Source organism: Mucilaginibacter oryzae (assembly GCF_003148845.1).
GTDB lineage: Bacteria > Bacteroidota > Bacteroidia > Sphingobacteriales > Sphingobacteriaceae > Mucilaginibacter > Mucilaginibacter oryzae.
On the sequence record NZ_QGHA01000003.1, the window covers coordinates 118474 to 143405 of the forward strand.

Below are 24932 nucleotides of genomic sequence, written 5' to 3' on the forward strand. Positions count from 1 at the left end.
TAAGCTGTCATTACAATGGCTTTTTGTATTTTTACGCCCTCACTGTATTTATGGAAAATAAACCCATAGCCCGTACGCTTCGTTTGCTGTCACAACTCATGGAGCTGCATGAGGTTAACCCTTTCAAAATCAAATCGGTGGCTAACGCTGCGTTCAAAATTGACAAGTTGCCCTTCCCTATTGCGGGTAAAAAGCTGGAGGAGCTGGAAAAGATTGATGGCATTGGTAAAAGTATAGCCGGTAAAGTGGCGGAGCTGTTGGAAACCGGCACCCTGACCGATCTGCAGGAGATGCTGGATAAAACCCCGGCAGGCATTGTAGAGATGATGGGCATTAAAGGTATAGGCCCTAAAAAGGTTGCCATCATCTGGAAAGAGCTGGGCATCGAAAACACCGGCGAACTTTTTTATGCCTGCAATGAAAACCGCCTGATAGAAGCGAAGGGTTTTGGTTTAAAAACCCAGGAAGAAATTCGTAAAGCCATCGAATTCAGGATGGCCAGCAATGGCAAATTCCTTTTTGCACAGGTAGAGAAGGAAGCCAACGAGCTGATGGAAGAGGTTAAGGCGATCTTTCCGGACGCCCTGAAACACTTCGCGGGCGAGTTCAGGCGGTTGAATGAGATCATTACCGAAATTGTAATTGTAGTTGGCAGCATTAACCACCACGTTGCCTTTGATGCCCTGGTAAACTCGGCAATACTTTGCAATGTAACCCAAAACAAAAACCATGTGCAGGGCGAACTGAAAAACGGATTGTTAGTTGATATTATTTGTGTTGATAAAGCCGATTATTATAAAGAGCTGTTTATCAACACCGGTACCGACGAGCATGTACAGGCGGTTTTTGACCGGATCAATGTACCTATAGAACAACCGGAAACCGAGGAACTGATTTACACCAAGGCTGGCCTGAGCTGGATGCAGCCCGAATTGCGCGAAGGCACCCTGTTTATTGAAAAGGCAGAAAAGAACGAACTCCCTACCCTGATTAACCTGCACGACCTTAAAGGAACCCTCCATAACCACAGTACCTGGAGCGACGGGGTAAACACCATTGAAGAAATGGCCCTATACTGCCGCGATATCCTGAAACTGGAATATTTAGGCATGTGCGATCATAGCAAAAGCGCCGTATATGCCAAGGGACTGAGCATTGAAAGGGTATTGCAGCAACATGAGGAGATAGATGCCCTAAACAAGAGATTAAACGGCTTCCATATATTTAAAGGTATCGAATCGGATATATTATACGATGGCGCGCTGGATTACCCTGCCGAGATATTACAGAAATTTGATTTTGTGGTAGCATCTGTGCATTCAACCCTTAAAATGGACGAAGAAAAAGCGACGTCAAGGCTTATTACAGCAATCGAAAACCCTTATACCACCATTTTAGGGCACCCCACCGGCAGGCTGTTGCTAAGCCGCGCCGGGTACCCTATCAACTATAAAAAAGTAATAGATGCCTGTGCCGCCAACAAAGTAGTGATAGAAATTAACGCCAACCCGCTCCGGCTCGACCTGGACTGGCGCTGGCACCAGTATGCCTTGGATAAGGGTGTAATGCTCTCTATAAACCCGGATGCTCACCGTATTGAGGGCTTTAACGATGTGCATTACGGTGTGTTGGCTGCCCGCAAAGGCGGTTTATATAAAGAAAGGTGCTATAACGCGTTATCCTTGCAGGAAATAACCGAAGCGTTTGCTAAAAAAAGAGGTTAATTTTAGTGATTAGAGGTTGGGATCAGAGATCAGAGGTTGGAGATTAGAGATTAGAGGTTGGAGATTAGAGATTAGGTTAGGCAAAAATGAATTTGGCAAAATGACTCAATGACCTAATGACTTTAATGACTATAATGACTTTAATGACTTTAATGACCTAACAACAAAAAGGAGATGAATTTAAAAGATAAAGTACAAACCATACAGGCATCTGCCAAAACACCATCTATTTTGGTAGTTGGCGACCTGATGGTTGACCATTATATCACCGGCAGCGCTTCGCGCCTGTCACCCGAGGCTCCGGTGCCGGTAGTTAATGTAAAAAATGAAACTACCACCCTTGGCGGCGCGGGCAATGTGGTGCAAAACCTGGTATCGTTAGGAGCAAAAGTAGTTGTAGCCGGTATTATAGGCAATGACAGCGCGGGCGGCGACCTGATTTCGATACTATCCAAGGAAGGCGTTGAAACCGATACGATTATTAAAGATGGCAGCCGACCCACCACGGTGAAAACGAGGGTTTTGGTGGGTAGCCATCAGCTGGTGCGTGTTGACCGGGAAGTTACAGACGAGGTAAGCGAAACCATAAGCGCTGAGCTGATCGACAAACTGAACGGCTACCTTGACGAGGTTGATATGGTGCTTTTATCTGATTATAACAAAGGACTGTTTTCGCCGTTTTTAACACAGGCTGTGATCAGGGCGGCAAATGCAAGAGGTAAAAGAGTGATCATTGACCCCAAAGGGCTTAATTATAAAAAATACGAGGGCGCATTTATCATTAAGCCTAACCGCAAAGAGTTGGCAGAAGCGGCAAAAACGGAGAAAATAAACTCGGTTGAAAGCTTGCAACAGGCTGCAGGGATTATTTTGGAGCAAACAGGCGCCGAATATATAGTGGTTACCCTATCTGAAGAGGGTATGGTGATATTAAGCGAAAACGGCTACAGCTTGCTGCCCGTAAAAGCCACCGAGGTATTTGACGTAACCGGCGCGGGCGACACTGTGCTGGCAACCATGGCGTATTTTATGGCCGGAGGGCTTACGCTCGAAGAAAGCTGTGAACTGGCCAACCATGCGGCCGCCATAGTGATTCGCCGTGTTGGAAGCGCCACCACTACCATACAGGAAATTATCGAAGATATTGAGAGAGGCGAAAGCTAAAAGGTTAAAGGCGAAAGGTTATGAGCCGGAAGAAAAATGACCTAATGACTCAATGACCTAATGACTGATAAGAAATGAGTAAAATATTAAACGAACTTAAAGATCACCAGGAAACGTTGCAACGTGTAATTGATACGCTAGGGAATGATATTGAAACGGCTTGCGAAATGATCACCAAAACCATAAAAAACGGCAATAAGGTGCTATTGGCGGGCAATGGCGGCAGTGCGGCCGACGCGCAGCACATAGCGGCAGAGCTTACTGGCCGTTATATGAAAGACCGGCAACCCTTGCCTGGCATCGCGTTAACGGTTGATACATCGGCTTTAACATCGATAGCCAACGACTATGGTTATGAGCATGTGTTTTCGCGCCAGTTGGAGGCATTTGCACGCCCGGGCGATCTGTTTATAGGTATATCAACCAGTGGCAACAGTCCGGGGATATTGGCTGCCTTTGAATCGGCCGGGAAACTGGATGTTAAAACCCTGGGCCTTTCGGGCCGCGACGGCGGTAAAATGAACGGGCTTTGCGATTTGAATATCATCGTTCCATCAAACATTACAGCCCGGATCCAGGAAATGCACATTCTGATCGGGCATATCTTATGTACCGCTGTAGATGATCTTTTTTAATTGGAACATTAAGAAAAATACTAATCATCCGAAGACGGCATATTTGTGTCTCTACATCAAAAAAATAAAATGAGAACAGGTTTCGAAAAAACATTGCTTGATAAAATAACAGATCTGCCATCGCTGCGGCAAAAGGTAAAAACCTGGCAAAGCGAGGGTAAAAAAGTGGTGTTTACCAATGGCGTGTTTGATTTGCTGCATATCGGCCACCTTACCTACATGGCCAAAGCAGCCGAACTGGGTGATAAGCTGATTATAGGTCTGAACGCCGATAGTTCGGTTAAGCGTATTAAAGGCCCTACCCGGCCGGTTAACGATCAAAACAGCCGCGCGGCTTTATTGGCTGCGCTTTTTTTTGTGGATGCCATTGTGGTTTTCGAAGAAGACACACCGCTTAACCTGATCTCGACACTGCTGCCTGATATTTTGGTAAAAGGTGCAGATTACGCCGTTGAAAATATTGTGGGCGCCAAAGAGGTACTGGCTAACGGCGGAGAGGTAAAAACTATTGATTTTGTAGACGGATATTCATCCACTTCGATAATTGAAAAAATCAGGAGCCAAATTTCCTAAAGAGTTTAGCGATATGAAGATACTGGTAATCCGCTTTAGTTCGATGGGAGATATTATATATACTACTCCTGTTGTGCGCTGCCTTAAAACACAACTGCCGGATGCCGAGATTCATTTTTTAACCAAACCGGCGTTCAAATATATTTATGACAGTAATCCTTATGTTGATAAATTACTGTTGCTAAAGCCTTCTTTAACTGATACCATTAACGAGATCAAAGCTGAAAAGTATGATCAGATCATCGATCTGCATAATAACCTCCGCACCGGTATTATTAAACTACGAACCGGCATCAGGGCATCAACTTATAAAAAGCAGCCTGTACGCAAATGGCTAACGCTCAAGTTCAAGCTGAATCTGATTGCCCCGGAACACCTGGTAGACAGGTATTTAAAAGCGGTTAAGTTTTTGGGCGTGGTGAATGATGATAAGCCTATTGATTATTATGTTAAAAATCAACATGATATCAATAAACTTCTTCCTCCAGGCCACCAAAACGGATATGTAGCCTTTGTAATAGGCGCCACCCATTTTACCAAGCGGATGCCTAACTACAAAATCATCAGTATTTGTAAGCAGCTGAACATGCCGGTTTTACTTTTAGGCGGCAACGATGTAAAAGCAAATGCCGACGAAATAGCGGCTGCTGTAGGAAAACAGGTGCATAACGCCTGCGGCCTTACCTCGTTGGATGAATCTGTTTTCCTGGTATCAAAAGCTAAAAGTGTGATAGGGTTTGATACGGGCCTCACCCATATCGCCGAAGCATTTAATGTACCTATAGCTTCGGTATGGGGCGGTACCACGCCAGATTTATTGGGTGTATGGCCCTATAAAGTCAAAAACTCCTTAATTGCCGGTATTGAACTTTCATGCAGGCCCTGCTCAAAATTTGGTTTGGAAAAATGCCCGCTCGGGCATTTTAAGTGCATGAACGAGATACCCGAAACCGGGATAGCGGATTTTGCCAACACCTACAAACCATCCAACAACTTATAAATCTGCAAGTTAAATACCGATCACGTGATTTAAAGTTAAAATCCGCGTTATTTGTATTATTTATATATCTTTGCGACTTAACTTAAAATCTTTTCACACATGAAAAAAATCTTACTAAGCCTTTGCTTTTTAACAGCTTCTTTCGCGTCATTTGCTCAATTACCAACTTTTGGTGTTAAAGGTGGTGTTAACTTTGCAACCTTACATGCCACTGTTGACGGTGTAAGCGGATCAGGAAATTCAGGAAGCTTAACTACATTTAATGTAGGCGCTTTTGTCGATTTTAAATTTGACAACGTATCAATACAACCTGCTTTAAATTTTACCGGTAAAGGAGGCTCGTCAAGCGTATCAATTGATCAAGAGGCCGGTTCATCAGGCAAAGTAAAACTTTACTATTTACAGGTGCCTGTAAATGTTGTTTACCATGTACCTGCTGCTGTGGGTGAGTTTTACTTTGGCGCAGGCCCTTATGTTGGCGTGGGTGTTTCGGGTAAAGCGAAAGACGATCAGGGCAATTCTGAAAACATCAGTTTCGGCAGTACAGAAAACGACATTAAGAGAACAGATTTCGGAGCCAACGCCATTTTGGGCTTCAAATTTAAAACCGGCTTCCTGATCAATGCCAATTACGATTTAGGTTTAACCAACATTACCAATGTTAACGGTGTTAAACTTACCAATCGCGTTTTCGGCGTTTCTGTAGGTTATGCTTTCTAAACTTCGGTAAAGGAATGTATTTGATAAAAAGAGGCTGTCTCAAAAAGACGGCCTCTTTTTTATTGGCATAACTGAAAACCTATTCAAAAAAATTCACGTTATATTTACAAAGTTATCACACTATTATCCTGTTTGCTTCTCAATTATAACCATGAAAAAATTAATGCTCATTCGCCACGCCAAAGCTACTCATGAGAGTGGTTATGCCGATTTTGACAGGCCCCTTAAATCAACGGGAATACAGGATGCCGCGCTTATGGCTACGCTTTTAAGAGGGCGAATGGAGATCCCCGAAGTTGTTGTTACCAGCCCGGCGTTACGTACGCTTACTACCGCCGAAATATTTGCCAACCAGTTCAAAATCCCGGCTCCGCTTACCGATAAAAGAATTTATGAGGCCGCAGAAAATACCTGGATAAAGGTTATAAACAGTTTACCTGCCAATCACGATTTTATAGCCGTAGTAGGCCATAACCCAGGCATAAGCCAGATACTATATTATTTAACCGGGCAGGTAAAAGATATGCCTACCTGTGCCGTAGCCGTCGTTACTTTTGAAAATAACGATTGGCAATCCATCGACGAAGAAGATGGCAAACTGGTGCATTTTGATTCGCCGAAAGGGTGATTCTAAGAAGTCGGAAAGTCTGAGAAGTCAGCAGTCTGAAGTCCGTAAGTCCGAAGTTCGGAGTTGGAAAGTTTGAGAAGACCGAAGACAAAAAGCTATTTGAGAATAAGTTTCTTCTAACCTTAATTGGAAAATCCAAACGAACCGCCCGCAAACTTCGGACTTCCGGACTGCAGACTTTAAAATCAACCTATTCTATACATTTTCCCTGGTAATGAACTGATATATCCCTGCATCTCCATATTAAGCAGGTTCATAGTTAGCTGACTTAAGGGCATATTCGCTTTTAAAGTAAGATCATCGATAGCAATGGGAGTTGTGCTTTGCCGGATGAGCTCCAAAATCACGCGTTCTTCTGCCGAGAGATCTAACGGGAGCGAGAACTGCTCAATAGCCGGTTTGTTATCACCTGTCTTTTCCCAACCCAGGCTAAAAGCCAGATCGGCCATGCAGCTAAGCAGGCTTGCCTTATTATTGCGGATCAAAAAGTTGCAGCCCTCCGAAAACTCATCCCCTATCCTGCCCGGAAAAGCGAATACGTCGCGGTTGTATGAATTGGCAATCTCGGCTGTAATTAAGGCGCCGCCCTTTATACTGGCTTCTATTACCACGGTAGCATCTGCAATACCGGCCACTATCCGGTTACGCTGCGGAAAGTTCTCTCTGTCGGGATTGGTTCCTGATGGATACTCGGTTAGTAAACCACCGTTTTCAAGCATTTTATCGGCGATTGCCCGGTTTTGTGATGGATAGAGCCTGTCCAGTCCGTGGCCCAGAACACCTACCGTAGGCACGCCCGATTTAACGCATTCCTTATGGGCAGCCACGTCAATACCGTGGGCAAGTCCGCTTATGATCAATACATTGTATTGCTGCAACTCTTCTATCAGTTGCCTGCATAATTGCCTGCCATAGTCGGTTGCATTGCGGGTGCCTACAATACTGATAATATGCGGCGGGTTCAGCTCCATGTTGCCCCGGGCGTAAAGCAGCACCGGCGCGTCGTTACAATTTTTGAGCCGTTTAGGGTAACGGGCATCGGTATAAAATATAACTTCGATATTGTTTTTCCTGATAAACAGCAACTCTGCCTCTGCCTTTTTAAGCGCTTCATCAAAATCAATCTGTGCTATTGTTTTTTCGCCAATCCCGGGTACCCGCAGCATCTTTTCTTTCGAAGCTTTAAAAACCTCTTCGGCGCCGCCCATATAGGCAAGGAGTGATTTTGACGCCACCGGTCCAATATTTTTTATAAAAGTTAATGCTACCTGGTGTAGTAATGACATGGCTTAGATTTGATTTTAAGTATGCGGATTATTGATGTGCAGATTATTGATTTGCAGATGTGCAAATTACAAATGTGCAAATGAAGGAACTCCTCTCCTTTTCAATTAATTTTTTTAAATATGCCATCTGCATCTGTAATTTGCACATCTGCACATCCTATCCGGCTTCCGCTAAAGTACAAATAAATCCTAAAAAAATTAGCAATAAATAAAACTACAAAAATAGTTTGCAAACTATAAAAATAGTTATACTTTTATCTAACTATAAAAATAGTTTAGTATGCTTATAAAAGAATTAACCAAGGCCGAAGAGCAGATCATGCAGATCCTCTGGCAGCTAAATGAAGCCATTGTGAAAGATATTATTGAAGAAATGCCCGAACCCAAGCCTGCTTATAACACCGTATCAACCGTGGTTAGGGTATTGGAAGGCAAGGGTTTTATAGATCATAAGGCCTACGGAAACTCGCACGTGTACTTTCCCACCATCAGCGAAGCGGATTATAAAAAGTTTACGTTTGATAAGATGATGAAAAACTATTTCAGCAATTCGTACCAAAGCCTGGTATCCTTCATTGTTGATGAAAAAAAGATAAGTGTACAGGAACTGGATGAGTTAACCTCATTAATTGATCAACTTAAAAACAAAAAACAATGAACTGGCTGTATTACCTTTTAGAGGCAAACCTGTACCTGTGCGTATTTTACGCCTGTTATTGCCTGTTTTTAAATAAGGAAACCCATTACACGCTAAACCGGGCTTACCTGCTGCTAAGTTGTGTGGTATCATTCATTATACCGGTGGTGCAGATTGGCTGGCTGAAACCCGGCCATCAGCCGGCACAAACTTTTATAGTAAAGGGGGTGCCCCAGCTGCAAACACAGGCAGAAACAACAACTGCTGCCAACCGGTTAACCACCAACGATGTATTGATTTATGCATATATTATTGGTGTTGTGGTGCTTGCCGCGTTGCTTATTATAAAATTTTACCAGCTTTTAAGGTTAACAAAATTGAGCAAAACGCGCATCAGCGATAAATACAAACTGGTGAACATTGAAGGAACCAATACCGCGTTTTCATTTTTTAACTATCTTTTTATAGGCACTAAAACCGCGGCAAACCATATCGTTATTAAGCACGAGCTGGTACATATCCGCCAAAAGCATTCGGCCGATATTGTTTTTTTGGAACTCATCAAGATCATTAACTGGTTTAACCCATTTATTTACCTGCTGCAAATCAGCCTGAAAACCATACACGAGTACATTGCCGATGAGCAAACAGCCGCCGAAGAAAGTGACGCTATCAGTTATTCGTCGTTCCTGGTAAGCAATGCTTACGGGCTTAGCGGCAGCGCACTATCAAATTCATTTTTCAATTATAATTTACTAAAAAAGAGGATCATTATGTTAAACCAAAAACGTTCGGGGAAATTAGCCAGGCTAAAATACCTCGCGGCCGTGCCTATAAGTTGCGGCCTGCTTTGCGCATCAACGCTGGTATTCAGTAAAACTTATGGATTTATTGATCTGTTGCCTAAACACCAGGTAAACGGAATGCCGACGGCATCGGCAGCAGATACGAATAAAACCGCAACGGTTACCCGTACATACAATACTTCAAAAGGTTATAAATTTGAAGAAACCGGCTATCTTAACAATGGTAAAACCGATTACCGGGTAATGATCACCGAAAAAAACGGCGAGCAAAAAGAATATTACAAAAGCAAAACCAGCCCGGAAGAACTGGCCATGCTGAAGAATAAATACGGTTATACCTTCCCCGACGCGCAATTTTTTGCCAAACTTCCGCCGCCGCCACCGCCGGTTCAGGCTTCGCAAAAATTAAACAGGCAAGTGCCTCCGCCACCGCCCGCGCCGCCTAAAAAAGGTAAAAAAGCTAAGAGTGTAGAAGTGGATCTGCTTCCGCCTCCACCGCCGCCTGCAAACGGGGAAAATGTGGCGCCGCCACCACCGCCACCCGCTGCCGGCGAGAATGTACCGCCGCCACCGCCGCCTGCCGATCCGTTTTATGAGTTGTATAGATATATAGGAAGATACACACGCTATCCTGCAAAAGCGCGCGAAAACCACCTTACCGGCCGTGTAATTTTAACGTTTAATATTAATAACGGTAAAATAAGCGACGTAAAACTTGTAAGAGGCGTTGACGAATCTATTGATAACGAAGTGCTTAGGGTTTTAAATCAATTTGATGGTAACCTGGCAGTAAAATCAGGCTTCTACAGCATACCGGTATACATGGGGCTTCAGGATGCCAACGACCATGCACTTCCTCCAACCCAACCCAAAATTTACCAGGCAACCGCTCCCAATAAGCCTTCTACAACGCTGCGAGAGGTGGTGGTGATAGGTTACGGCGCTTAATTTCGCCTGCAATTTATCAATTAAGGGCATTCAAAGCCCTATTAATTGCCGACCGGCCTAACACCCGTCCCGGCAATTTTTGGCGTAAATAACTTTCCTCTTTTTTAGTGATTTAACGCGAAAGAAAAAACAAATACCCTTTTGCTTTTGTAGTATTAATACAGTTTATACAACCCTGAACCTGCCAGCTGATTATTCATTTTTAAACTTTATAATATGAAAAAGTTCGGTATCATTTTGGCAATTGTAGGCATTGTAGTGCTTATTGCCGGTAACTTTTTTTACGGCTCTACCGTTAACGCTGTAGATAGCTCGGGCAGTTCGATCATCACCACAGGAACCGGCGGCGGATGGACATTTAAGTTACCTGTTTTTGCAGGCGGCGCAGTTTTTTTTCTCGGTTTTGTTTTCTGGGCGGCCTCGCGGACTGATAACCAACACCACGATCACCTGATATAAACCCCACCCAACCCTCCCCGGAAGGGAGGGCTTAAAACGTTCTTAAAAGTCTCCCCTTCCGGGGGAGATTTACAGCGGGTTCTTCACGTATATCACCTGTTTAGTATCAAAAAACTCTTCGTTGAAGTAATCTTTTAAATGATATTGAACAACGTTGAGTCCCGATTCTTTGATCTCCTGCGCAAGGTCGCCACCCTTTAAATAAAGGATACCATTGGGTAATTTGTTGTTGGATTGCCTGTTAAATTTACCTTTAACCCATGGATAAAAATCCTTAAGTTGGGTAACCGCGCGCGATACAACAAAGTCGAATTTTTCAGTTAATTGTTCGGCGCGAAGGTGCGAAGCACGTACATTTTCTAAGCCTAAAGCAGCCGCAACTTCGGTAACAACCTTAATTTTTTTCCCTATCGAATCAACCAGGTGAAACCTGGTTTCAGGAAATAAAATAGCTAAGGGGATGCCCGGAAAGCCGCCGCCGGTACCTACGTCAAGCACATTTTCGCCTGGCAAAAACGCCACAACTTTGGCAATTCCGAGCGAGTGGAGTACGTGCCTTTCAAATAAAAGATCAATATCCTTACGCGAAATTACATTGATCTGGCTGTTCCAATGTTCATATAACGCGGGTAATTTTTCAAATTGCTCACGCTGTTTTGTAGTAAGATCCGGAAAATATTGTAAAACTATTTCAGATGTCATCCCTGTTAAAACGATTAATAATATTACCCAGCAGGTACCTCGCCCTGAATAATTGCGCCTTCACCGTACCCAGCGGCAAATCAAGTTGCTGCGCTATTTCCTCGTACGAAAGTTCGTCGAAATATCTTAACGTAATGAGATTTTTATAACGGGTAGGCAGGCTTTCTATCAACGTTTTTAATTCCTGGGTTTGTTGTTTTTTGATAGATGTTTCTTCGGGATTGAGCGTATCCGCCTTTATTTGCAGCGGTTTTTCATCGCCTTCATCATCCGTCATACCATGGATAGACATGGTATTGAGTTTCTTTTTGCGGATAAAATCGATACAATTATTAGTGGCCACCCTGAAAAGCCAGGTACTGAAAGCAAAATCCGGCTGGTATTTATCAAGCTTTTCAAAAGCCTTGGCAAAGGTTTCTACGGTTAAATCCATAGCATCCTCCTTGTTGTTTACCATTTTAAGCACCATAAAATAAATCGAATCTTTATAGCGGTGCATCAAATCGGCGTAAGCTTTCTGATTACCCTGGCGGGCCTTTACCACCAGGTGAAAATCATTCTTAGCATTTTCGGTAAAGTTGGCGTTTATTTCCATTGTTTCGTTTTAAAAAATGTACCGATCACTCCAAAAACAGTTAAGTACATGTAATATATCAAATCAAAAATCGGGAAATACCACAACAGGTTTTTTGCTTCGAGCTTCTTGAATATACGATTATAAATGGCCAGTTGTAGTATCATTCTCAAACCAAACAAACCCAATGCCAGTACCGGTTCGTATTTTAAACTAAAAGATAATATTAACAGAATATAAAATATAAAACCGCTTAAGGCGTCAAAACTAATCATGCGCCTGTGCTTATTTTTATAAAGTTTACCCACGCCCATGTGCCGTTTTTTTTGCCTGAACCACGATTTAAACCCGGTTTTAGCTTCTGTATAAACAAAGGTTTCCGGATTTAGTTCAATCGCCGTATTGCTGCTTGTGGCATGCTGGTTAACAAACAAATCATCATCGCCCGATAGCACATGCATGTGCGATGCAAAGCCCTTGGCGCTAAAAAACAAGGTTTTTGTATACGCGAGATTACGACCTACGCCCATGTATGGGTCGCCGGTGAGTGCTCCTGATAAATAATTTATAGCGGTTTTAACAGTTTCAAAACGGGTAAAAGCGTTTAACAAGCCGGGGCGTTTGGTATAAGGCGAATACCCCAGAACGATCTCAACGCCGCCCGAAAAATTAGCTGCCATCCGGCTGATCCAATTTTCGGACGCAGGCCTGCAATCGGCATCGGTAAATAAAAGATATTCGTTTTTTGAGGCTTTTATTCCCAGGGTAAGCGCAAATTTTTTCCCGGTTTTAAACCTGTCGTGCTCGGTTATGGTAACCACTTTAAGGTGCCTGTACCTTTTTTCCAGTTCTTCCAGCACCTCGTCCGACCGATCGTACGAGCAATCATTAATCACCACAACTTCAAAATCGGGATATTTTTGTTCAAGAATAGCGGGCAGGTTTTCCTGCAGATTTTGCGCCTCATTACGGGCGCTGATGATGACAGATACCGGGATCAACACCTGCGGAGGCGGCCCCATGGCCGGTTTATAGCCTGCAAGGCGGGTGTGCCTGCTTATCAAATAATACAGCTGAACTATAAAACAAAGCTGAAAAAGAATAAAAAGCGCGTTTTGTACGTACGTTTCCAAAGAAAAAATATAATCAGGCAAATTTGTTAAAAATCAATGAAATTAAGGCGGGGGTTCAGCGTTAATTTAAAGTTTAATCATGTATTAACACAATAGTTCTCAACAGTGCTCAACTTTATCAACATGGGTTTAATATTCAGCGCGTTCGCCAATTGCCTTCAGGCACTCTTATATAACCACACAACAGGGTTGAGGCTTTTTTTTGCTAATTTTGCCACCTCAAAATGAAATTTACTTTAACAACGCAAGATCCGCTTTCGAAGGCAAGGGCCGGCGAGATCACTACCGATCACGGTAGTATACAAACCCCTATTTTTATGCCTGTAGGTACAGCCGGCACCGTAAAGGCAGTACATCAGCATGAGCTTAAAAATGACATTGAGGCACAGATTATATTAGGTAACACCTACCATTTATACCTGCGCCCCGGCCTGAATACGCTTGAAAGCGCGGGCGGCCTGCATAAATTTAACGGGTGGGATGGCCCGATCCTGACCGACAGCGGCGGCTACCAGGTTTACTCGTTAACCGAAGTGCGTAAAATAAAGGAAGAAGGCGTTACGTTCCGCTCGCACATCGACGGATCAAAACATCTTTTTACGCCCGAAAATGTAATGGACATCCAGCGGGTAATCGGCGCGGATATCATTATGGCTTTTGATGAATGTACCCCCTACCCCTGCGACTATAATTACGCCAAACGATCAATAGAAATGACGCACCGCTGGCTTAAACGCTGCTGCGACAGATTTGACAGCACTGCGCCAAAATATGGCTACAGCCAAACACTTTTCCCAATAGTACAAGGTTCGGTTTATAAAGATCTTCGTGTGCGTTCGGCCGAGGTAATTGCATCCTTTGAGCGGGAGGGCAATGCCATTGGCGGCCTTTCGGTAGGCGAACCTGCCGAAGAAATGTACGCCATGACCGAGATAGTTTGCAACATATTGCCGGAGCAAAAACCCCGCTATTTAATGGGCGTTGGCACCCCAGTAAATATACTGGAAAACATAGCCCTTGGCATTGATATGTTTGATTGCGTAATGCCAACCCGCAATGCCCGCAACGGCATGCTGTTTACCAAAAACGGCATCATTAACATCAAAAACGAGAAGTGGAAAAACGACTTCTCAGCTATTGAAGACGACAGTGACCTGTTTGCCGATAAAGCTTATACCAAAGCTTATTTACGCCATTTAATCCACTCGGGCGAGATGCTGGGCGCGCAGATAGCAACCCTTCATAACCTTCATTTTTATTTATGGCTGGTGAAAGAAGCACGAAAAAAAATCATCGCAGGCGAGTTCTATGACTGGAAAAACACTATGGTAAAACGTTTTGGTCAGCGTTTATAAACAGACGAAAATTCACCGAAATAAAAGCAAAAAAACAAACAAAATAATCGGAAAATGAAGGCTGTTTTTCACAGATATTTAAAAATTATCGATAGGTTTATCATCGGCAAATACCTGGGTACTTTTATATTTACCATGGGTATTTTTATGGTGATATCCGTAGTGTTCGATGTATCAGAAAAGCTTGATAATTTCCTGAACAAGCACGCCAGCTTGCATGATATTATCTTCAGATATTACGCCGGATTCGTGCCGTTTTACCTGAACATGCTGTCGCCGCTGATTAATTTTTTAGCGGTAATTTTCTTTACGGCAAAGATGGCAAACCAAACAGAAATCGTTCCGATTTTAAGTGGCCGAGCGAGCTTCAACCGTTTTTTGAGGCCTTATGTAATCGCATCCACGCTAATTTTTATCGTATCATTTTTTGCTAATGTTTATCTTATTCCATATACCAATCGCTTAAAAATAGATTTTGAAAATGCGAACGGAATGATTGATAACGACCCGACCAAAAGCGAAGTACACATGCAAATTGACAAGCATACGTTTGTTTATTTAAGCAATTATGATCCTACCACGCACCTCGGTTACAATTTTATCATGGAAAAATTTAACGGTGATACGCTTCGCGAAAAGCTAATCGCTAACCAGGTACAGTATGATTCGGTGAAAAACAGATGGAGTTTAAAGGATTATTCTGTTAAATACGTTAACGGAATGAAAGAACAATTCCTGCCAAATCAATCGCAAAAAGACACTGTTTTGGACATGCATCCGAGCGATTTTATTGTGTATGATAATGTGTATACGGCCATGTCATTAAGCGATTTAAATAAGAATATCGAGAAGGAAAAACTGCGGAGGCCGGAGTATTTAAAGTCGATCTACTTTGAAAAATACCACCGCTTTGTATATCCTTTATCAGCTTATGTACTCACTTTAATCGGTGTCTCTATCTCATCGAGAAAGGTTCGCGGAGGGGTTGGCTTGCCGCTTGGCATCGGCATTCTTTTGTGCTTCGCTTATATTATATTAGAGCGGTTTGCCCTTGTATTTTCGGTAAAAGGAGGCATGCCGCCGCTGGTGGCCGTGTTCATTCCTAATGTCATTTTCGGTATGTTGGGCTATTATCTGTTATTAAAAGCACCCAAATAATGTCGCAAACAGCCCGTCAAAGCCTAAACAAGAACCTGATAATTCTCCATTTTACCGTTTTTGTGTGGGGATTCACAGGAATTTTAGGCGCATTAATCACCATTTCGGCCGTACAATTGGTGTGGTACCGGGTGTTAATTGCCTCGGTATCGTTATTTTTATATTTTAAATTCAATAAAACAGATTTCAAAGTAGACAGGAAATCGCTGGTAAAATTAATCGCCACGGGTGCAATTGTGGGCGCCCACTGGATCCTTTTCTTTGCTGCGATCAAACTTTCAACCGTTGCTGTCACCCTGGTTTGCCTCTCTTCCATTACTTTATTTACGGCAATTTTCGAGCCGCTCATCAATAAAAAGCGTATCTCCAAACTCGAGATCCTCGCGGGAATTTTGATTATCGCCGGCATTATTTTAATTTTCAAATTCGAATCACGATACACTAAGGGTATCATAGCGGGCCTTGTAAGCGCGGTTTGCGCAAGCCTTTTTTCAATTATCAACTCGCGCCAGGTTAAAAAATTCGAGGCGCCGATTATAGCCTTTTATGAGCTATCAGGTGCATTTGTGTGGATCTCCGCCTACCTTTTTGCTACCTCTGGTTTTACCCGCGACATGCTCCTGAAGCCTGCCGATATCGGTTACCTATTGTTGTTAGGCACCATATGTACATCGCTGGCTTATGTTGCCGGGGTATCAGTAATGCGCGAGCTTTCGGCGTTCCGGGTTGCACTTATCACCAACCTCGAACCGGTATATGGCATCATCATGTCGTTCATTTTTTTTGGCGATATGAATAAAATGACGCTCGGTTTCTGGGGAGGCGCGGTGCTTATTTTGTCTACCATCTTTCTATACCCGGTAGTCCGGACTCAAATTTCAAAAAGAAAAAACGCGTCTTAATCTTGTAATTTCCCCGCCGATCATCAACAATTTTTTCGCAAAAGCCGTCTCTTACCAGGACGGCTTTTCGTTTAAGTTCCATCCTGATTCAAGCTATCCGCATCCCTGATCAGCTCTCATATTTTTCAAAAGGGGAGGAAAAACCCAATTGATGACAAAGGCATTTTTAGGCTCTATAAGCCATTATAATTTTTCGACAGGTTTATCAATTCAAAAACATTTCGCGGCAAACAGGGGCAAAATTGAATTTTAAGTTAGTGTACTTAAAATTCAATACCTCAAAAAAAAGAAACAGCGCCTGTTAAGGTTTTTAAGCATAAAAAACGTCATTAAAAAATTAAAATTAGAAGAATTAACAAAATTTAAAACTTTAAAAATCAATTAAATATAAATTTTAACTAAATTAAAAATACACAAAAATAGCCTAAATAAAAAGTCAAAAAACTAATAAATTTAGCATTTCAAAATAGAGACAATTTTAAACAACACTAAAAATTATAAATCAAATACTTATATTACTTTATATAACTATAAACTTCATTAAACCAACAAGAGCGAAAGGATTTAGCTTAGTGTACAGAGTTAAAAAATGAGAATTGGTAAAAATCCGGTGCTTATCTCCCGCTTATGTTCTTCGTGGAATTTCAAGACAGATTCTGCGAATACCTTTTGACATAATAAACGCCCCCAAGAAAAAGAGATCCGGGATTTAGGAAACCATCTAACCTTACACGCGGCAGGAATTGATGGGGCTACCTACGGCTCCCATAAAACCAAATGAATGCGTTAATCATTTTTATGACAACCAACCGTGCCCGGGAGATTGAGATAGAGGCCACCCTGGTTGGATATTTGGCAGTCGTCAAAAAACCGGTAACAAAATGCGACCAGCCACCGGGGTTGCAAAAAGCCAAACAGTACTACCGTAGCTACTGCTATATTTTATTGAAGTTTTATTTAAACATTTAAAAAGCGAATATTGTATTATCTAAAATCAAGATCCGCCATGAGTATTAAAACAATTGCCGTTGTAATCGTAGCCGTTTTGCTGACCATCGTATTAATGCAAAATACCGACGAGGTTTATTTCAAATTCCTGTTCTCCACTTTCAGGGTTTCTAAACTGATGATTATGCTGGTGGTGGCCGTAACAGGTTTTGTGCTTGGCCTTATTGTTGCCTGGCCCAAAAAGCAAAAGTTTGACATAGGAGGATATCACGACGCACTGCGCGACAAAAACGATACCGATACACTAAGTGACGAAGACAGAGAATACATCAGTTAATATATGAAAACAACAATTGGCTTTATAGGCCTTGGCAACATGGGTACGCCCATCGCTAAAAACTTGCTTGCTTCAGGCTACCACTTACAGGTTTACAACCGCACACTTTCTAAAATTGACGAACTGGGAAGCGAAGGCGTTACCAAATGCCAGAGCCCTGCCGAGGCGGCTGCTTCGGTGCAGTTTGTGATCTCCATGCTATCAGACGACGAGGTTTTGCGGGAATCGACTACAGGCGACGGCGGAATTTTAAAAACGCTACAGCCAAATGCCGTACACATCTCCATGAGCACCATTTCGCCGGACACGGCCGAAGAGCTGGCCAAATTGCACCAACAGGCAGGTAGCAGTTACCTGGCCGCACCGGTGTTTGGCAGGCCCGAAGCCGCGGCTGCGCGCAAGCTCTGGATCTGCATATCAGGCGACGAAAAGACCAAGACAAATGCCCGCCCGATACTGGATTGCCTGGGCCAGGCCGTGATTGATTTTGGTGATAAAACCGGCGGCGCCAATGTGGTTAAAATCGCAGGGAACTTCATGATCATGGCCTCGATGGAAATGATGGCAGAAGCTTATACGCTCGCCGAAAAAAACGGGCTCGACCGGGTACAGGTTTCGGAGTTTTTTGGGTCGACACTTTTTGCCGCTCCTATCTTCCAAAACTATGGCAAGCTCATCGCCAATAAGCAATACCAGCCGGTAGGCTTCAAATCAAAATTAGGTTACAAAGACGCCCGCCTTGCATTTAAATTATCGCAAACCAGCGAGATGCCTATGCCAACCGTAAATACTGTACATAACCGCCTGTTAACAGCAGTAGCCAAAGGCTGGGGAGAGACAGACTGGGTGGAAGGCGTAAGCCGGGGCGTAAGCGACGACGCGGGGCTTTGATTTCGGATCTCGGAAGTTCAATTTCGGATTTTAGGAGTTAGAAGTTTTGATTTTTTGATTGGAAATTTTTGGAATCGAATTTTGAATTTAGTGAAGTATTGGATGATGTATCGGCGATTTACAGGTCAATATAATATTCCGGCATTTTCTTATCCGACCAAGAGGACTCACCCCGGCGACGCTTCGCTGACCGACCCTCTCTTAGGCACAGCCGAAAAGAGGGGTGTCGGGTGAAGCGACGACGGGGTGAGTAAGTGGAACATCCAGGTCGGAAAGCGATTCTCATTATATGCAGAATTATTCGGGCCTTACGGACGATTGTAACAAAAAAAAGGCGCCATCGCAATATCCCGCAATGGCGCCTTTTCCCTTTTTTCAGTTTTCCCAAAATCAACCAAATCCGAAATCGAAAATCCGAAATCCGAAATCAACAATAAAACACTTCGTTCTCCTGTTCCAGGAATTTCACATCGGGCGTATCTTTAAAAATACCGAATACTGAAGCCCCGCTTCCGCTCATGCTCGCGTAGATGGCACCGGCCTCATAAAGGGCTGCCTTGATACCGCGGATCTCCGCATGGTTTTTAAATATGGATGTCTCAAAATCGTTTTTGATAAACTTCTTCCAGTCGGCTATCGGCAGCTTGATCAGGTCAAATAAAGATTCCTTTGGCTGCGCGGGTACAATACCCCTGAAAGCTTCGCCGGTAGATACGTGAACAGGCGGCATCACCAGTACAATTTTATAAGCCGACAGATCAAGTTTAACAGGTTCAAACTCGTCGCCCCGCTCAAAGGCAAACACCGGTTTGTTCTCAATAAAAAAAGCGCAATCCGCGCCGAGGCGGCGGGCATATTCCGTCATGTCATCAACTGATAAACCAAGCTTGAATTCTTCATTCATCAACCTGATAAAAAACGCGGCATCTGATGAACCGCCCCCCAGTCCGGCGCCTATCGGGATTTGTTTGTGGAGGTGGATACTTACCGGCGGCAGGTTGTGATCCTGTTTCAGCATATGATAGCCTTTAACGCACAGGTTATCTTCCATCCTGCCCGGTATATCAAGGCCTGATGAGGTAAAGCTAAGCCTGCCGCTCTGCACTACTTCAAGCGCATCCTTGATATCGAGCGGGTAAAAAATGGTTTCGAGGTTGTGGTAGCCATCAGGCCTGCGCTCGGTAATATTGAGGCCAATGTTTATTTTTGCGTTCGGAAATAAAATCATACAAAGTAATTAACAGCTGTTGTTTTTGCCAACATCAGTAGGAAACCAAAAGTAGATTATTTTTCTTTGCAAATTGGTGATTGAGTTATTTGGTTATTAAGTCATTTTTTATTCCGGCTTGGTAACCCTCGCTAACGCTATCACCTTAATCTAACTAAAACAAAAATGAAACAGTATCTCGACCTGATGAGGCATGTGATGGAAACCGGCGCACAAAAGCACGACAGAACCGGCACCGGTACGATAAGTGTATTTGGCTACCAGATGCGTTTCAACCTGAACGATGGTTTCCCGATGGTGACCACCAAAAAGCTCCACCTTAAATCAATCATCCACGAACTGATCTGGTTTTTGAGCGGCGACAGCAACATTCGCTACCTGAAGGAAAACGGCGTGCGCATCTGGGATGAATGGGCTGACGAAAACGGCGACCTTGGTCCGGTGTACGGCAAGCAATGGCGCTCCTGGCCAACACCCGATGGCGGCCATATCGACCAGATCCAGCAGGTGATCAACCAGCTAAAAAACAACCCCGACTCGCGCCGCATTATGGTATCGGCCTGGAACGTGGCCGAGGTAAACCAGATGGCCCTGCCGCCATGCCATAGCCTGTTCCAGTTTTACGTAGCGCCCCCTAACCCATTGAAGGGAGAATTGAAGGGCAAGCTATCATGTCAGCTCTATCAGCGCAGTGCCGATATTTTCCTGGGTGTGCCGTTCAATATTGCCTCCTATGCCCTGCTCACTATGATGATGGCGCAGGTATGCGATCTTGACCTTGGCGACTTTGTACACACCTTTGGTGACGCCCACCTGTACAACAATCACCTTGACCAGGCACGCCTGCAGCTAAGCCGCGAACCACGCCCGTTACCTACCATGAAGATCAACCCGAAAGTGAAAGATATTTTCTCGTTTAAGTATGAGGATTTCACTTTGGAGAATTATGATCCGTGGCCGCATATCAAGGCGGAAGTGGCGGTTTAGTTTTAGTCATTGGCTTCGCGTCATTGGGTCATTGAGTCATTTTTTGCTTATCCTGTTTTATGATCCTGACTTATCATGGGTAACCGAATTGAGGATTTAGAGGTTTATAACCTTTCGGAGGCCTTTGGCGACCGTATCTGGTTTGGTTGCGAAGTGGGAATATTTTGCCAAGGATACTTTAGGGAAGCAGATTGTGCGTTCTTCCGACTCGATAGGCGCGAATATTGCCGAGGGCTTTGGCCGCTATGATTACAAGGAAAATAAAAACTTCTGCTACTTTAGTTGTGGTTCCGTAATTGAAACCAAAGGTTGGCTCAAAAAAGCAAAAACAAGAAACCTGATCAACGAAGAAGATTATCAATCGCTACTGAAAGAACTGGAAACCATTCTATAAAACTCAACATCTACATCAAATTCATCGGGAAGGGAAACCTGTAGGCAGAGGTCAAAAAAATGACTTAATGACCCAATGACTTAATGACCAAAAAGAAATGACATTATCCATCATCGTAGCCATAGCTAAAAACCATGCTATCGGCAAAGACAATAAATTACTCTGGTACTTACCTAACGATCTGAAACATTTCAAGGATACCACTTCAGGCCATACCGTGATCATGGGTCGCAAAACTTTCGATTCGGTGGGCAAGCCTTTACCCAGGCGCCGCAATATTGTGATTACCCGGCAGGCCATCAGCATTGAGGGCTGCGAGGTGGTTGATTCATTGAAGGCCGCTATAGCGCTTTGCAAGGCCGAGGACGAAGTTTTTGTAGTAGGCGGCGCTGAGATATACCGACAGGCCATTCCTTTAACAGATCGCATCTATTTGACTATAATAGACCAAAACTTTGAGGGGGACACCTTTTTCCCGGAATTAAACCAGGACGATTGGCAGGAAACGAAACGCGAAGAATTTGAACCCGACGAAAAAAACCGGTACAAATATTCGTTCATCACACTTGACCGTCGCTAACATTTTTTGTCATGATTTTGTTTTAATTTAAAATTTTGTGCTTACGAAATTTTATTAGATTTGCTGCCTTATTAAAAAAAGCTTATAAACTAATTTTTTACATATTACAAATTCGATGCAAGGCAAAGGGGTTATTAAATTTTTCGCCATACTACTGGCAGTGGTGTGCTTGTACCAGCTATCATTTACGTGGGTGGCCCATAATGTTGAGAGTGATGCCAAAGCGTACTCAAAAGGTGATCCGGCAAAATACACCGCCTATCTGGATTCAATGTCCAATCAACCGGTTTATCCGCTACTTAAACACGACTATTCTTATGTAAAGCAACGGGAAATTGCCTTAGGTTTGGACCTTAAAGGCGGTATGAACGTAACTATGCAAATTCAGTTGAATGAGCTGGTGCGTAAAATTGCCAACAATAATCCCGATCCTATCTTTAACCAGGCTTTGGCCAATGCCGATAAATTACAGGCAAACGCGCAAACCAGCCAGAAAGATTACATCGCGCTATTTGTAAGCGAGTATGAAAAGTTAAACCCTAACGGTAAGCTTGCCGCTATCTTTTCAACCAAAGACAACCAGGACCGCCTGAAATTTAACGCTTCAAACAGCGAGGTTAAAGCTTACCTTGAAGATTTGGCAGCTACCGCGGTAAAACAATCATTCACGGTATTAAACACCCGTATCAACCAGTTTGGCGTTACCCAGCCTAACATCCAGTTACAACAGGGATCGAACAGAATTTTGGTTGAGCTGCCTGGTGTAAAAGAACCGGAGCGTGTGCGCAAGCTTCTTTCAGGTTCGGCCAAGTTGGAATTTTACGAAACTTTTGACAACGCCGAAGCTTACCAGTATCTGATCAATGCGGATAACGTATTGGCTGCAAAAAACAAAACAGCCAAAAAAGACTCTGCTAAAACCGACACAACAGCTAAAGTTGCTGCAGCAAAAACGGATACTACGGCTAAAGGCGGTTCGCTGTTAAGCAAGGTTCAAAAAAGCGCTTCTAAAAACGATACATCAGCAACTTCCTTAAACAAATCAAAACAGGCATCAGAGCACCCGCTTTTTGCCGTAATGCGTTTAAACATTATACCAGGCCCTAACGGCCAGCAGCAATTAGGTGGCGGCCCGGTTGTAGGTATAGCTGCTTTACAGGATACCGCTAAAGTAAACGCTTACCTTAACAGTGCCGATGTTAAAGCGGTATTGCCCCGCAATATCAAGTTTTTGTGGGAAGTAAAACCTCAAAAAAACACCAAGAATTTCCTGTTATATGCTATCAAACTTAGTGGTGCCGATAACGGACCGGTATTATCAGGTGATGTAATTAACGATGCGCATGCCGATAATAACCAAAAAGGTTTACCTGATGTGGTGATGGTGATGAACTCGGAAGGTGCTCAAAAATGGCGTACTATTACTGCCGAGGCTTCTTCCGGTCAGAATAAAAAAGCTATCGCCATTGTGTTGGATGATAACGTATACTCGGCCCCTACCGTACAAAACGAAATTTCGGGCGGTGTATCCTCTATCGATGGTAACTTTACCATCGACGATACGCATGACTTGGCCAACGTTTTAAAAGCTGGTCGTTTACCGGCTCCCGCGCACATCGTGTCAGAATCGATTGTTGGTCCGTCGTTAGGTCAGGAAGCGATCAACGCAGGTATCCTGTCAAGCGTATTAGGCTTGGTAGTGGTATTGATCTTCATGATTGCCTATTACAACCGTGCAGGTACAGTAGCGGTGGTTGCGGTTATCATCAACGTATTCTTCCTGATGGGTGTACTTACCAGCCTTGGCGCGGTATTAACCGTACCGGGTGTTGCAGGTATCGTATTAACCTTAGGTATCGCCGTTGATGCTAACGTATTGATTTACGAACGTACACGTGAGGAACTTGGCCTGGGCAAATCATTAAAAGCTGCCATAGCCGATGGCTTTAAACACGCTTTACCATCAATCCTCGATTCGCAGATCAGTACTTTCCTTACAGGTTTAATCCTGTTTGTGTTCGGTTCGGGTCCAATACAGGGTTTTGCAACCACGTTGATGATTGGTATCGCCACTTCGTTGTTCTGTTCATTGCTGATCTCGAGGGTGATATTTGAATGGATGCTCGATAAAGGCATGGATATTAAATTTTCCAACCCATGGAGCTCACACACCTTTAAAAATGCCAACTTCGCGTTTGTTAAAAACCGCTTTAAGTTTTACATTATCTCTGGCTTGTTCATTTTAGCGGGCTTAATTTCTATCTTCACCCGCGGCTTTACCTATGGTGTTGATTTTGAGGGCGGTCGTAACTATATTGTTGGCTTCCCTAACAAATCGGTTACTACCGAGCAGATTCACGATGCCATTGATGCTACGTTGGGCCGTAGTACCGAGGTTAAAACAATGGGTACCGATAAATTCAGCATCACAACCAACTACCTGTTTAATGATAACTCAACCGCTGCCGATGCTAAAGTGAGATCGACACTGGTTAGCGCGCTGGGTAACAAAGCTGAAACTAAAATTACCGACAGCAACATCTTAGGCGGATCAAAAGTTAGCGCCACAATTGCCGATGAGTTGAAAACATCAGCTATCTATACGGTAATTTTCGCCATATTCGTGATCTCCGCTTACATCCTGATCCGTTTCCGCAAATGGCAGTTCAGTTTGGGTGCGATGGTTGCAACCGCGCACGATGCCCTGTTGGTATTATCGTTCTTCTCGTTGTTCAATGGTTTCTTACCGTTCTCGTTGGATATCGATCAGGCCTTTATCGCCGCGATATTAACGGTTATCGGTTATTCAATTAACGACACCGTGGTAGTGTTCGACAGGATCCGCGAGTTCCTTGATCACTCAGGTAATGAAAAACAGGAAGACGTTATTAACCGTGCTATTAACAGTACATTAAGCCGTACTATTATCACAGCCCTCACCGTGGTATTCGTGTTATTGGTATTGTTCATCTTCGGTGGCGACGTCATCAAAGGCTTCTCATTCGCCTTGCTGATCGGTGTATTATTCGGTACTTACTCGTCGATCTGCGTGGCAACACCGGTGATTGTAGACTTTGGGAAAAAGCAACTCAAAAAATAATGTAATAAAATAAATTTTGAAAAGGCTCCAAAGAACATTTGGAGCCTTTTTTGTTACGTTATT

The 24932-nt window shown here is 43.5% G+C and carries 25 protein-coding genes; 20 read left to right on the forward strand and 5 right to left on the reverse strand.

Annotated elements, in window-relative coordinates:
* Positions 1-50 precede the first annotated feature (50 nt).
* From LX99_RS09715 to LX99_RS09745, 7 genes are all read left to right on the forward strand, one after another.
* Positions 51-1724 (forward strand): DNA polymerase/3'-5' exonuclease PolX, encoded by a 1674-nt coding sequence (locus LX99_RS09715; protein ID WP_109607713.1) that lies wholly within the window; start codon positions 51-53, stop codon positions 1722-1724.
* A 174-nt stretch (positions 1725-1898) separates the two neighbouring features.
* The gene (rfaE1, locus tag LX99_RS09720; RefSeq protein WP_109607714.1) at positions 1899-2888 is read left to right on the forward strand and encodes a D-glycero-beta-D-manno-heptose-7-phosphate kinase; all 990 of its coding nucleotides are present in this window, start codon (positions 1899-1901) and stop codon (positions 2886-2888) included.
* Between the two features lie 74 nt (positions 2889-2962).
* Positions 2963-3523: a D-sedoheptulose 7-phosphate isomerase gene (locus LX99_RS09725; protein WP_109607715.1), complete on the forward strand. Its 561-nt coding sequence runs from the start codon at positions 2963-2965 to the stop codon at positions 3521-3523.
* Between the two features lie 69 nt (positions 3524-3592).
* Positions 3593-4096 carry a D-glycero-beta-D-manno-heptose 1-phosphate adenylyltransferase gene (gene rfaE2 / locus LX99_RS09730; RefSeq protein ID WP_109607716.1) on the forward strand — a complete coding sequence of 168 codons (504 nt, stop codon included), beginning with the start codon at positions 3593-3595 and terminating at the stop codon, positions 4094-4096.
* Positions 4097-4109: 13 nt separating this feature from the next.
* Entirely contained in the window at positions 4110-5096 is a 987-nt protein-coding gene (locus LX99_RS09735) for a glycosyltransferase family 9 protein (RefSeq protein ID WP_109608059.1), read from the forward strand.
* 99 nt (positions 5097-5195) lie between these two features.
* Entirely contained in the window at positions 5196-5816 is a 621-nt protein-coding gene (locus LX99_RS09740; RefSeq protein ID WP_109607717.1) for a porin family protein, read from the forward strand.
* A gap of 151 nt (positions 5817-5967) precedes the next feature.
* On the forward strand, positions 5968-6444 hold the full coding sequence (locus LX99_RS09745; RefSeq protein ID WP_109607718.1) for a SixA phosphatase family protein: 477 nt from the start codon (positions 5968-5970) through the stop codon (positions 6442-6444).
* 185 nt (positions 6445-6629) lie between these two features.
* Here LX99_RS09745 and dprA read toward each other — a convergent pair whose 3' ends face one another.
* Positions 6630-7730, reverse strand: coding sequence for a DNA-processing protein DprA (gene dprA, locus LX99_RS09750; RefSeq protein ID WP_109607719.1), 1101 nt, complete (start codon positions 7728-7730; stop codon positions 6630-6632).
* 280 nt (positions 7731-8010) lie between these two features.
* On the opposite strand from dprA, the gene LX99_RS09755 reads away from it, so the two are divergent.
* The 3 genes from LX99_RS09755 (at position 8011) to LX99_RS09765 (ending at position 10580) form a co-directional block, all read left to right on the forward strand.
* Complete coding sequence (locus LX99_RS09755; protein WP_022834227.1) at positions 8011-8388, forward strand: BlaI/MecI/CopY family transcriptional regulator; 378 nt, start codon at positions 8011-8013, stop codon at positions 8386-8388.
* Complete coding sequence (locus LX99_RS09760) at positions 8385-10121, forward strand: M56 family metallopeptidase (RefSeq protein ID WP_109607720.1); 1737 nt, start codon at positions 8385-8387, stop codon at positions 10119-10121. Before LX99_RS09755 ends, LX99_RS09760 begins: the two co-directional genes overlap by 4 nt.
* 216 nt (positions 10122-10337) lie before the next feature.
* Positions 10338-10580 carry a hypothetical protein gene (locus LX99_RS09765; protein ID WP_109607721.1) on the forward strand — a complete coding sequence of 81 codons (243 nt, stop codon included), beginning with the start codon at positions 10338-10340 and terminating at the stop codon, positions 10578-10580.
* A 69-nt stretch (positions 10581-10649) separates the two neighbouring features.
* On the opposite strand, the gene rsmG is transcribed toward LX99_RS09765, so the two are convergent.
* Genes rsmG through LX99_RS09780 form a run of 3 tightly spaced genes read right to left on the reverse strand, consistent with a single transcriptional unit; the run spans position 10650 to position 12989 of the window.
* Positions 10650-11282, reverse strand: coding sequence for a 16S rRNA (guanine(527)-N(7))-methyltransferase RsmG (rsmG, locus tag LX99_RS09770; RefSeq protein WP_109607722.1), 633 nt, complete (start codon positions 11280-11282; stop codon positions 10650-10652).
* Positions 11272-11877 (reverse strand): RNA polymerase sigma factor, encoded by a 606-nt coding sequence (locus LX99_RS09775; RefSeq protein ID WP_022834230.1) that lies wholly within the window; start codon positions 11875-11877, stop codon positions 11272-11274. Before LX99_RS09775 ends, rsmG begins: the two co-directional genes overlap by 11 nt.
* On the reverse strand, positions 11868-12989 hold the full coding sequence (locus tag LX99_RS09780) for a glycosyltransferase (RefSeq protein WP_109608060.1): 1122 nt from the start codon (positions 12987-12989) through the stop codon (positions 11868-11870). Before LX99_RS09780 ends, LX99_RS09775 begins: the two co-directional genes overlap by 10 nt.
* A 224-nt stretch (positions 12990-13213) precedes the next feature.
* Here LX99_RS09780 and tgt point away from each other — a divergent pair, with 224 nt between their 5' ends.
* The 6 genes from tgt to LX99_RS09810 all read left to right on the forward strand — a co-directional run bounded on the left by tgt (position 13214) and on the right by LX99_RS09810 (position 18580).
* Positions 13214-14344, forward strand: a complete 1131-nt coding sequence (gene tgt / locus LX99_RS09785; protein WP_109607723.1) for a tRNA guanosine(34) transglycosylase Tgt — start codon at positions 13214-13216, stop codon at positions 14342-14344.
* Positions 14345-14398: 54 nt separating this feature from the next.
* Positions 14399-15502, forward strand: coding sequence for an LptF/LptG family permease (locus tag LX99_RS09790; RefSeq protein ID WP_109607724.1), 1104 nt, complete (start codon positions 14399-14401; stop codon positions 15500-15502).
* The gene (locus LX99_RS09795) at positions 15502-16404 is read left to right on the forward strand and encodes a DMT family transporter (protein WP_109607725.1); all 903 of its coding nucleotides are present in this window, start codon (positions 15502-15504) and stop codon (positions 16402-16404) included. Before LX99_RS09790 ends, LX99_RS09795 begins: the two co-directional genes overlap by 1 nt.
* Before the next feature lie 798 nt (positions 16405-17202).
* Positions 17203-17373, forward strand: coding sequence for a hypothetical protein (locus LX99_RS25615; protein WP_170122666.1), 171 nt, complete (start codon positions 17203-17205; stop codon positions 17371-17373).
* A 37-nt stretch (positions 17374-17410) separates the two neighbouring features.
* Complete coding sequence (locus tag LX99_RS09805) at positions 17411-17689, forward strand: lipopolysaccharide assembly protein LapA domain-containing protein (RefSeq protein ID WP_022832847.1); 279 nt, start codon at positions 17411-17413, stop codon at positions 17687-17689.
* Positions 17690-17692: 3 nt separating this feature from the next.
* Positions 17693-18580, forward strand: coding sequence for an NAD(P)-dependent oxidoreductase (locus LX99_RS09810; protein WP_109607727.1), 888 nt, complete (start codon positions 17693-17695; stop codon positions 18578-18580).
* Positions 18581-19007: 427 nt separating this feature from the next.
* Here LX99_RS09810 and ispE read toward each other — a convergent pair whose 3' ends face one another.
* Positions 19008-19808 (reverse strand): 4-(cytidine 5'-diphospho)-2-C-methyl-D-erythritol kinase, encoded by an 801-nt coding sequence (gene ispE, locus LX99_RS09815; protein WP_022831669.1) that lies wholly within the window; start codon positions 19806-19808, stop codon positions 19008-19010.
* Between the two features lie 165 nt (positions 19809-19973).
* Between ispE and LX99_RS09820 the strand changes: the two genes are divergently transcribed.
* From LX99_RS09820 to secDF, 4 genes are all read left to right on the forward strand, one after another.
* Positions 19974-20795 carry a thymidylate synthase gene (locus LX99_RS09820; protein WP_109607728.1) on the forward strand — a complete coding sequence of 274 codons (822 nt, stop codon included), beginning with the start codon at positions 19974-19976 and terminating at the stop codon, positions 20793-20795.
* Positions 20796-20919: 124 nt separating this feature from the next.
* Positions 20920-21189: a four helix bundle protein gene (locus LX99_RS09825; protein ID WP_211318991.1), complete on the forward strand. Its 270-nt coding sequence runs from the start codon at positions 20920-20922 to the stop codon at positions 21187-21189.
* A gap of 97 nt (positions 21190-21286) precedes the next feature.
* Positions 21287-21769, forward strand: coding sequence for a dihydrofolate reductase (locus LX99_RS09830; protein ID WP_109607729.1), 483 nt, complete (start codon positions 21287-21289; stop codon positions 21767-21769).
* Positions 21770-21884: 115 nt separating this feature from the next.
* A complete protein-coding gene (secDF, locus tag LX99_RS09835; RefSeq protein WP_109607730.1) occupies positions 21885-24869 on the forward strand; it encodes a protein translocase subunit SecDF in 2985 nt (994 codons plus the stop codon).
* Positions 24870-24932 lie beyond the last annotated feature (63 nt).

What these genes read in the sequence shown, in the direction of transcription:
- LX99_RS09715 (WP_109607713.1), top strand. Translation starts at nt 51, where the DNA reads ATGGAAAATAAACCCATAGCCCGTACGCTTCGTTTGCTGTCACAACTC.
- rfaE1 (WP_109607714.1), top strand. Translation starts at nt 1,899, where the DNA reads ATGAATTTAAAAGATAAAGTACAAACCATACAGGCATCTGCCAAAACA.
- LX99_RS09725 (WP_109607715.1), top strand. Translation starts at nt 2,963, where the DNA reads ATGAGTAAAATATTAAACGAACTTAAAGATCACCAGGAAACGTTGCAA.
- rfaE2 (WP_109607716.1), top strand. Translation starts at nt 3,593, where the DNA reads ATGAGAACAGGTTTCGAAAAAACATTGCTTGATAAAATAACAGATCTG.
- LX99_RS09735 (WP_109608059.1), top strand. Translation starts at nt 4,110, where the DNA reads ATGAAGATACTGGTAATCCGCTTTAGTTCGATGGGAGATATTATATAT.
- LX99_RS09740 (WP_109607717.1), top strand. Translation starts at nt 5,196, where the DNA reads ATGAAAAAAATCTTACTAAGCCTTTGCTTTTTAACAGCTTCTTTCGCG.
- LX99_RS09745 (WP_109607718.1), top strand. Translation starts at nt 5,968, where the DNA reads ATGAAAAAATTAATGCTCATTCGCCACGCCAAAGCTACTCATGAGAGT.
- dprA (WP_109607719.1), bottom strand. Translation starts at nt 7,730, where the DNA reads ATGTCATTACTACACCAGGTAGCATTAACTTTTATAAAAAATATTGGA.
- LX99_RS09755 (WP_022834227.1), top strand. Translation starts at nt 8,011, where the DNA reads ATGCTTATAAAAGAATTAACCAAGGCCGAAGAGCAGATCATGCAGATC.
- LX99_RS09760 (WP_109607720.1), top strand. Translation starts at nt 8,385, where the DNA reads ATGAACTGGCTGTATTACCTTTTAGAGGCAAACCTGTACCTGTGCGTA.
- LX99_RS09765 (WP_109607721.1), top strand. Translation starts at nt 10,338, where the DNA reads ATGAAAAAGTTCGGTATCATTTTGGCAATTGTAGGCATTGTAGTGCTT.
- rsmG (WP_109607722.1), bottom strand. Translation starts at nt 11,282, where the DNA reads ATGACATCTGAAATAGTTTTACAATATTTTCCGGATCTTACTACAAAA.
- LX99_RS09775 (WP_022834230.1), bottom strand. Translation starts at nt 11,877, where the DNA reads ATGGAAATAAACGCCAACTTTACCGAAAATGCTAAGAATGATTTTCAC.
- tgt (WP_109607723.1), top strand. Translation starts at nt 13,214, where the DNA reads ATGAAATTTACTTTAACAACGCAAGATCCGCTTTCGAAGGCAAGGGCC.
- LX99_RS09790 (WP_109607724.1), top strand. Translation starts at nt 14,399, where the DNA reads ATGAAGGCTGTTTTTCACAGATATTTAAAAATTATCGATAGGTTTATC.
- LX99_RS09795 (WP_109607725.1), top strand. Translation starts at nt 15,502, where the DNA reads ATGTCGCAAACAGCCCGTCAAAGCCTAAACAAGAACCTGATAATTCTC.
- LX99_RS25615 (WP_170122666.1), top strand. Translation starts at nt 17,203, where the DNA reads ATGACAACCAACCGTGCCCGGGAGATTGAGATAGAGGCCACCCTGGTT.
- LX99_RS09805 (WP_022832847.1), top strand. Translation starts at nt 17,411, where the DNA reads ATGAGTATTAAAACAATTGCCGTTGTAATCGTAGCCGTTTTGCTGACC.
- LX99_RS09810 (WP_109607727.1), top strand. Translation starts at nt 17,693, where the DNA reads ATGAAAACAACAATTGGCTTTATAGGCCTTGGCAACATGGGTACGCCC.
- ispE (WP_022831669.1), bottom strand. Translation starts at nt 19,808, where the DNA reads ATGATTTTATTTCCGAACGCAAAAATAAACATTGGCCTCAATATTACC.
- LX99_RS09820 (WP_109607728.1), top strand. Translation starts at nt 19,974, where the DNA reads ATGAAACAGTATCTCGACCTGATGAGGCATGTGATGGAAACCGGCGCA.
- LX99_RS09830 (WP_109607729.1), top strand. Translation starts at nt 21,287, where the DNA reads ATGACATTATCCATCATCGTAGCCATAGCTAAAAACCATGCTATCGGC.
- secDF (WP_109607730.1), top strand. Translation starts at nt 21,885, where the DNA reads ATGCAAGGCAAAGGGGTTATTAAATTTTTCGCCATACTACTGGCAGTG.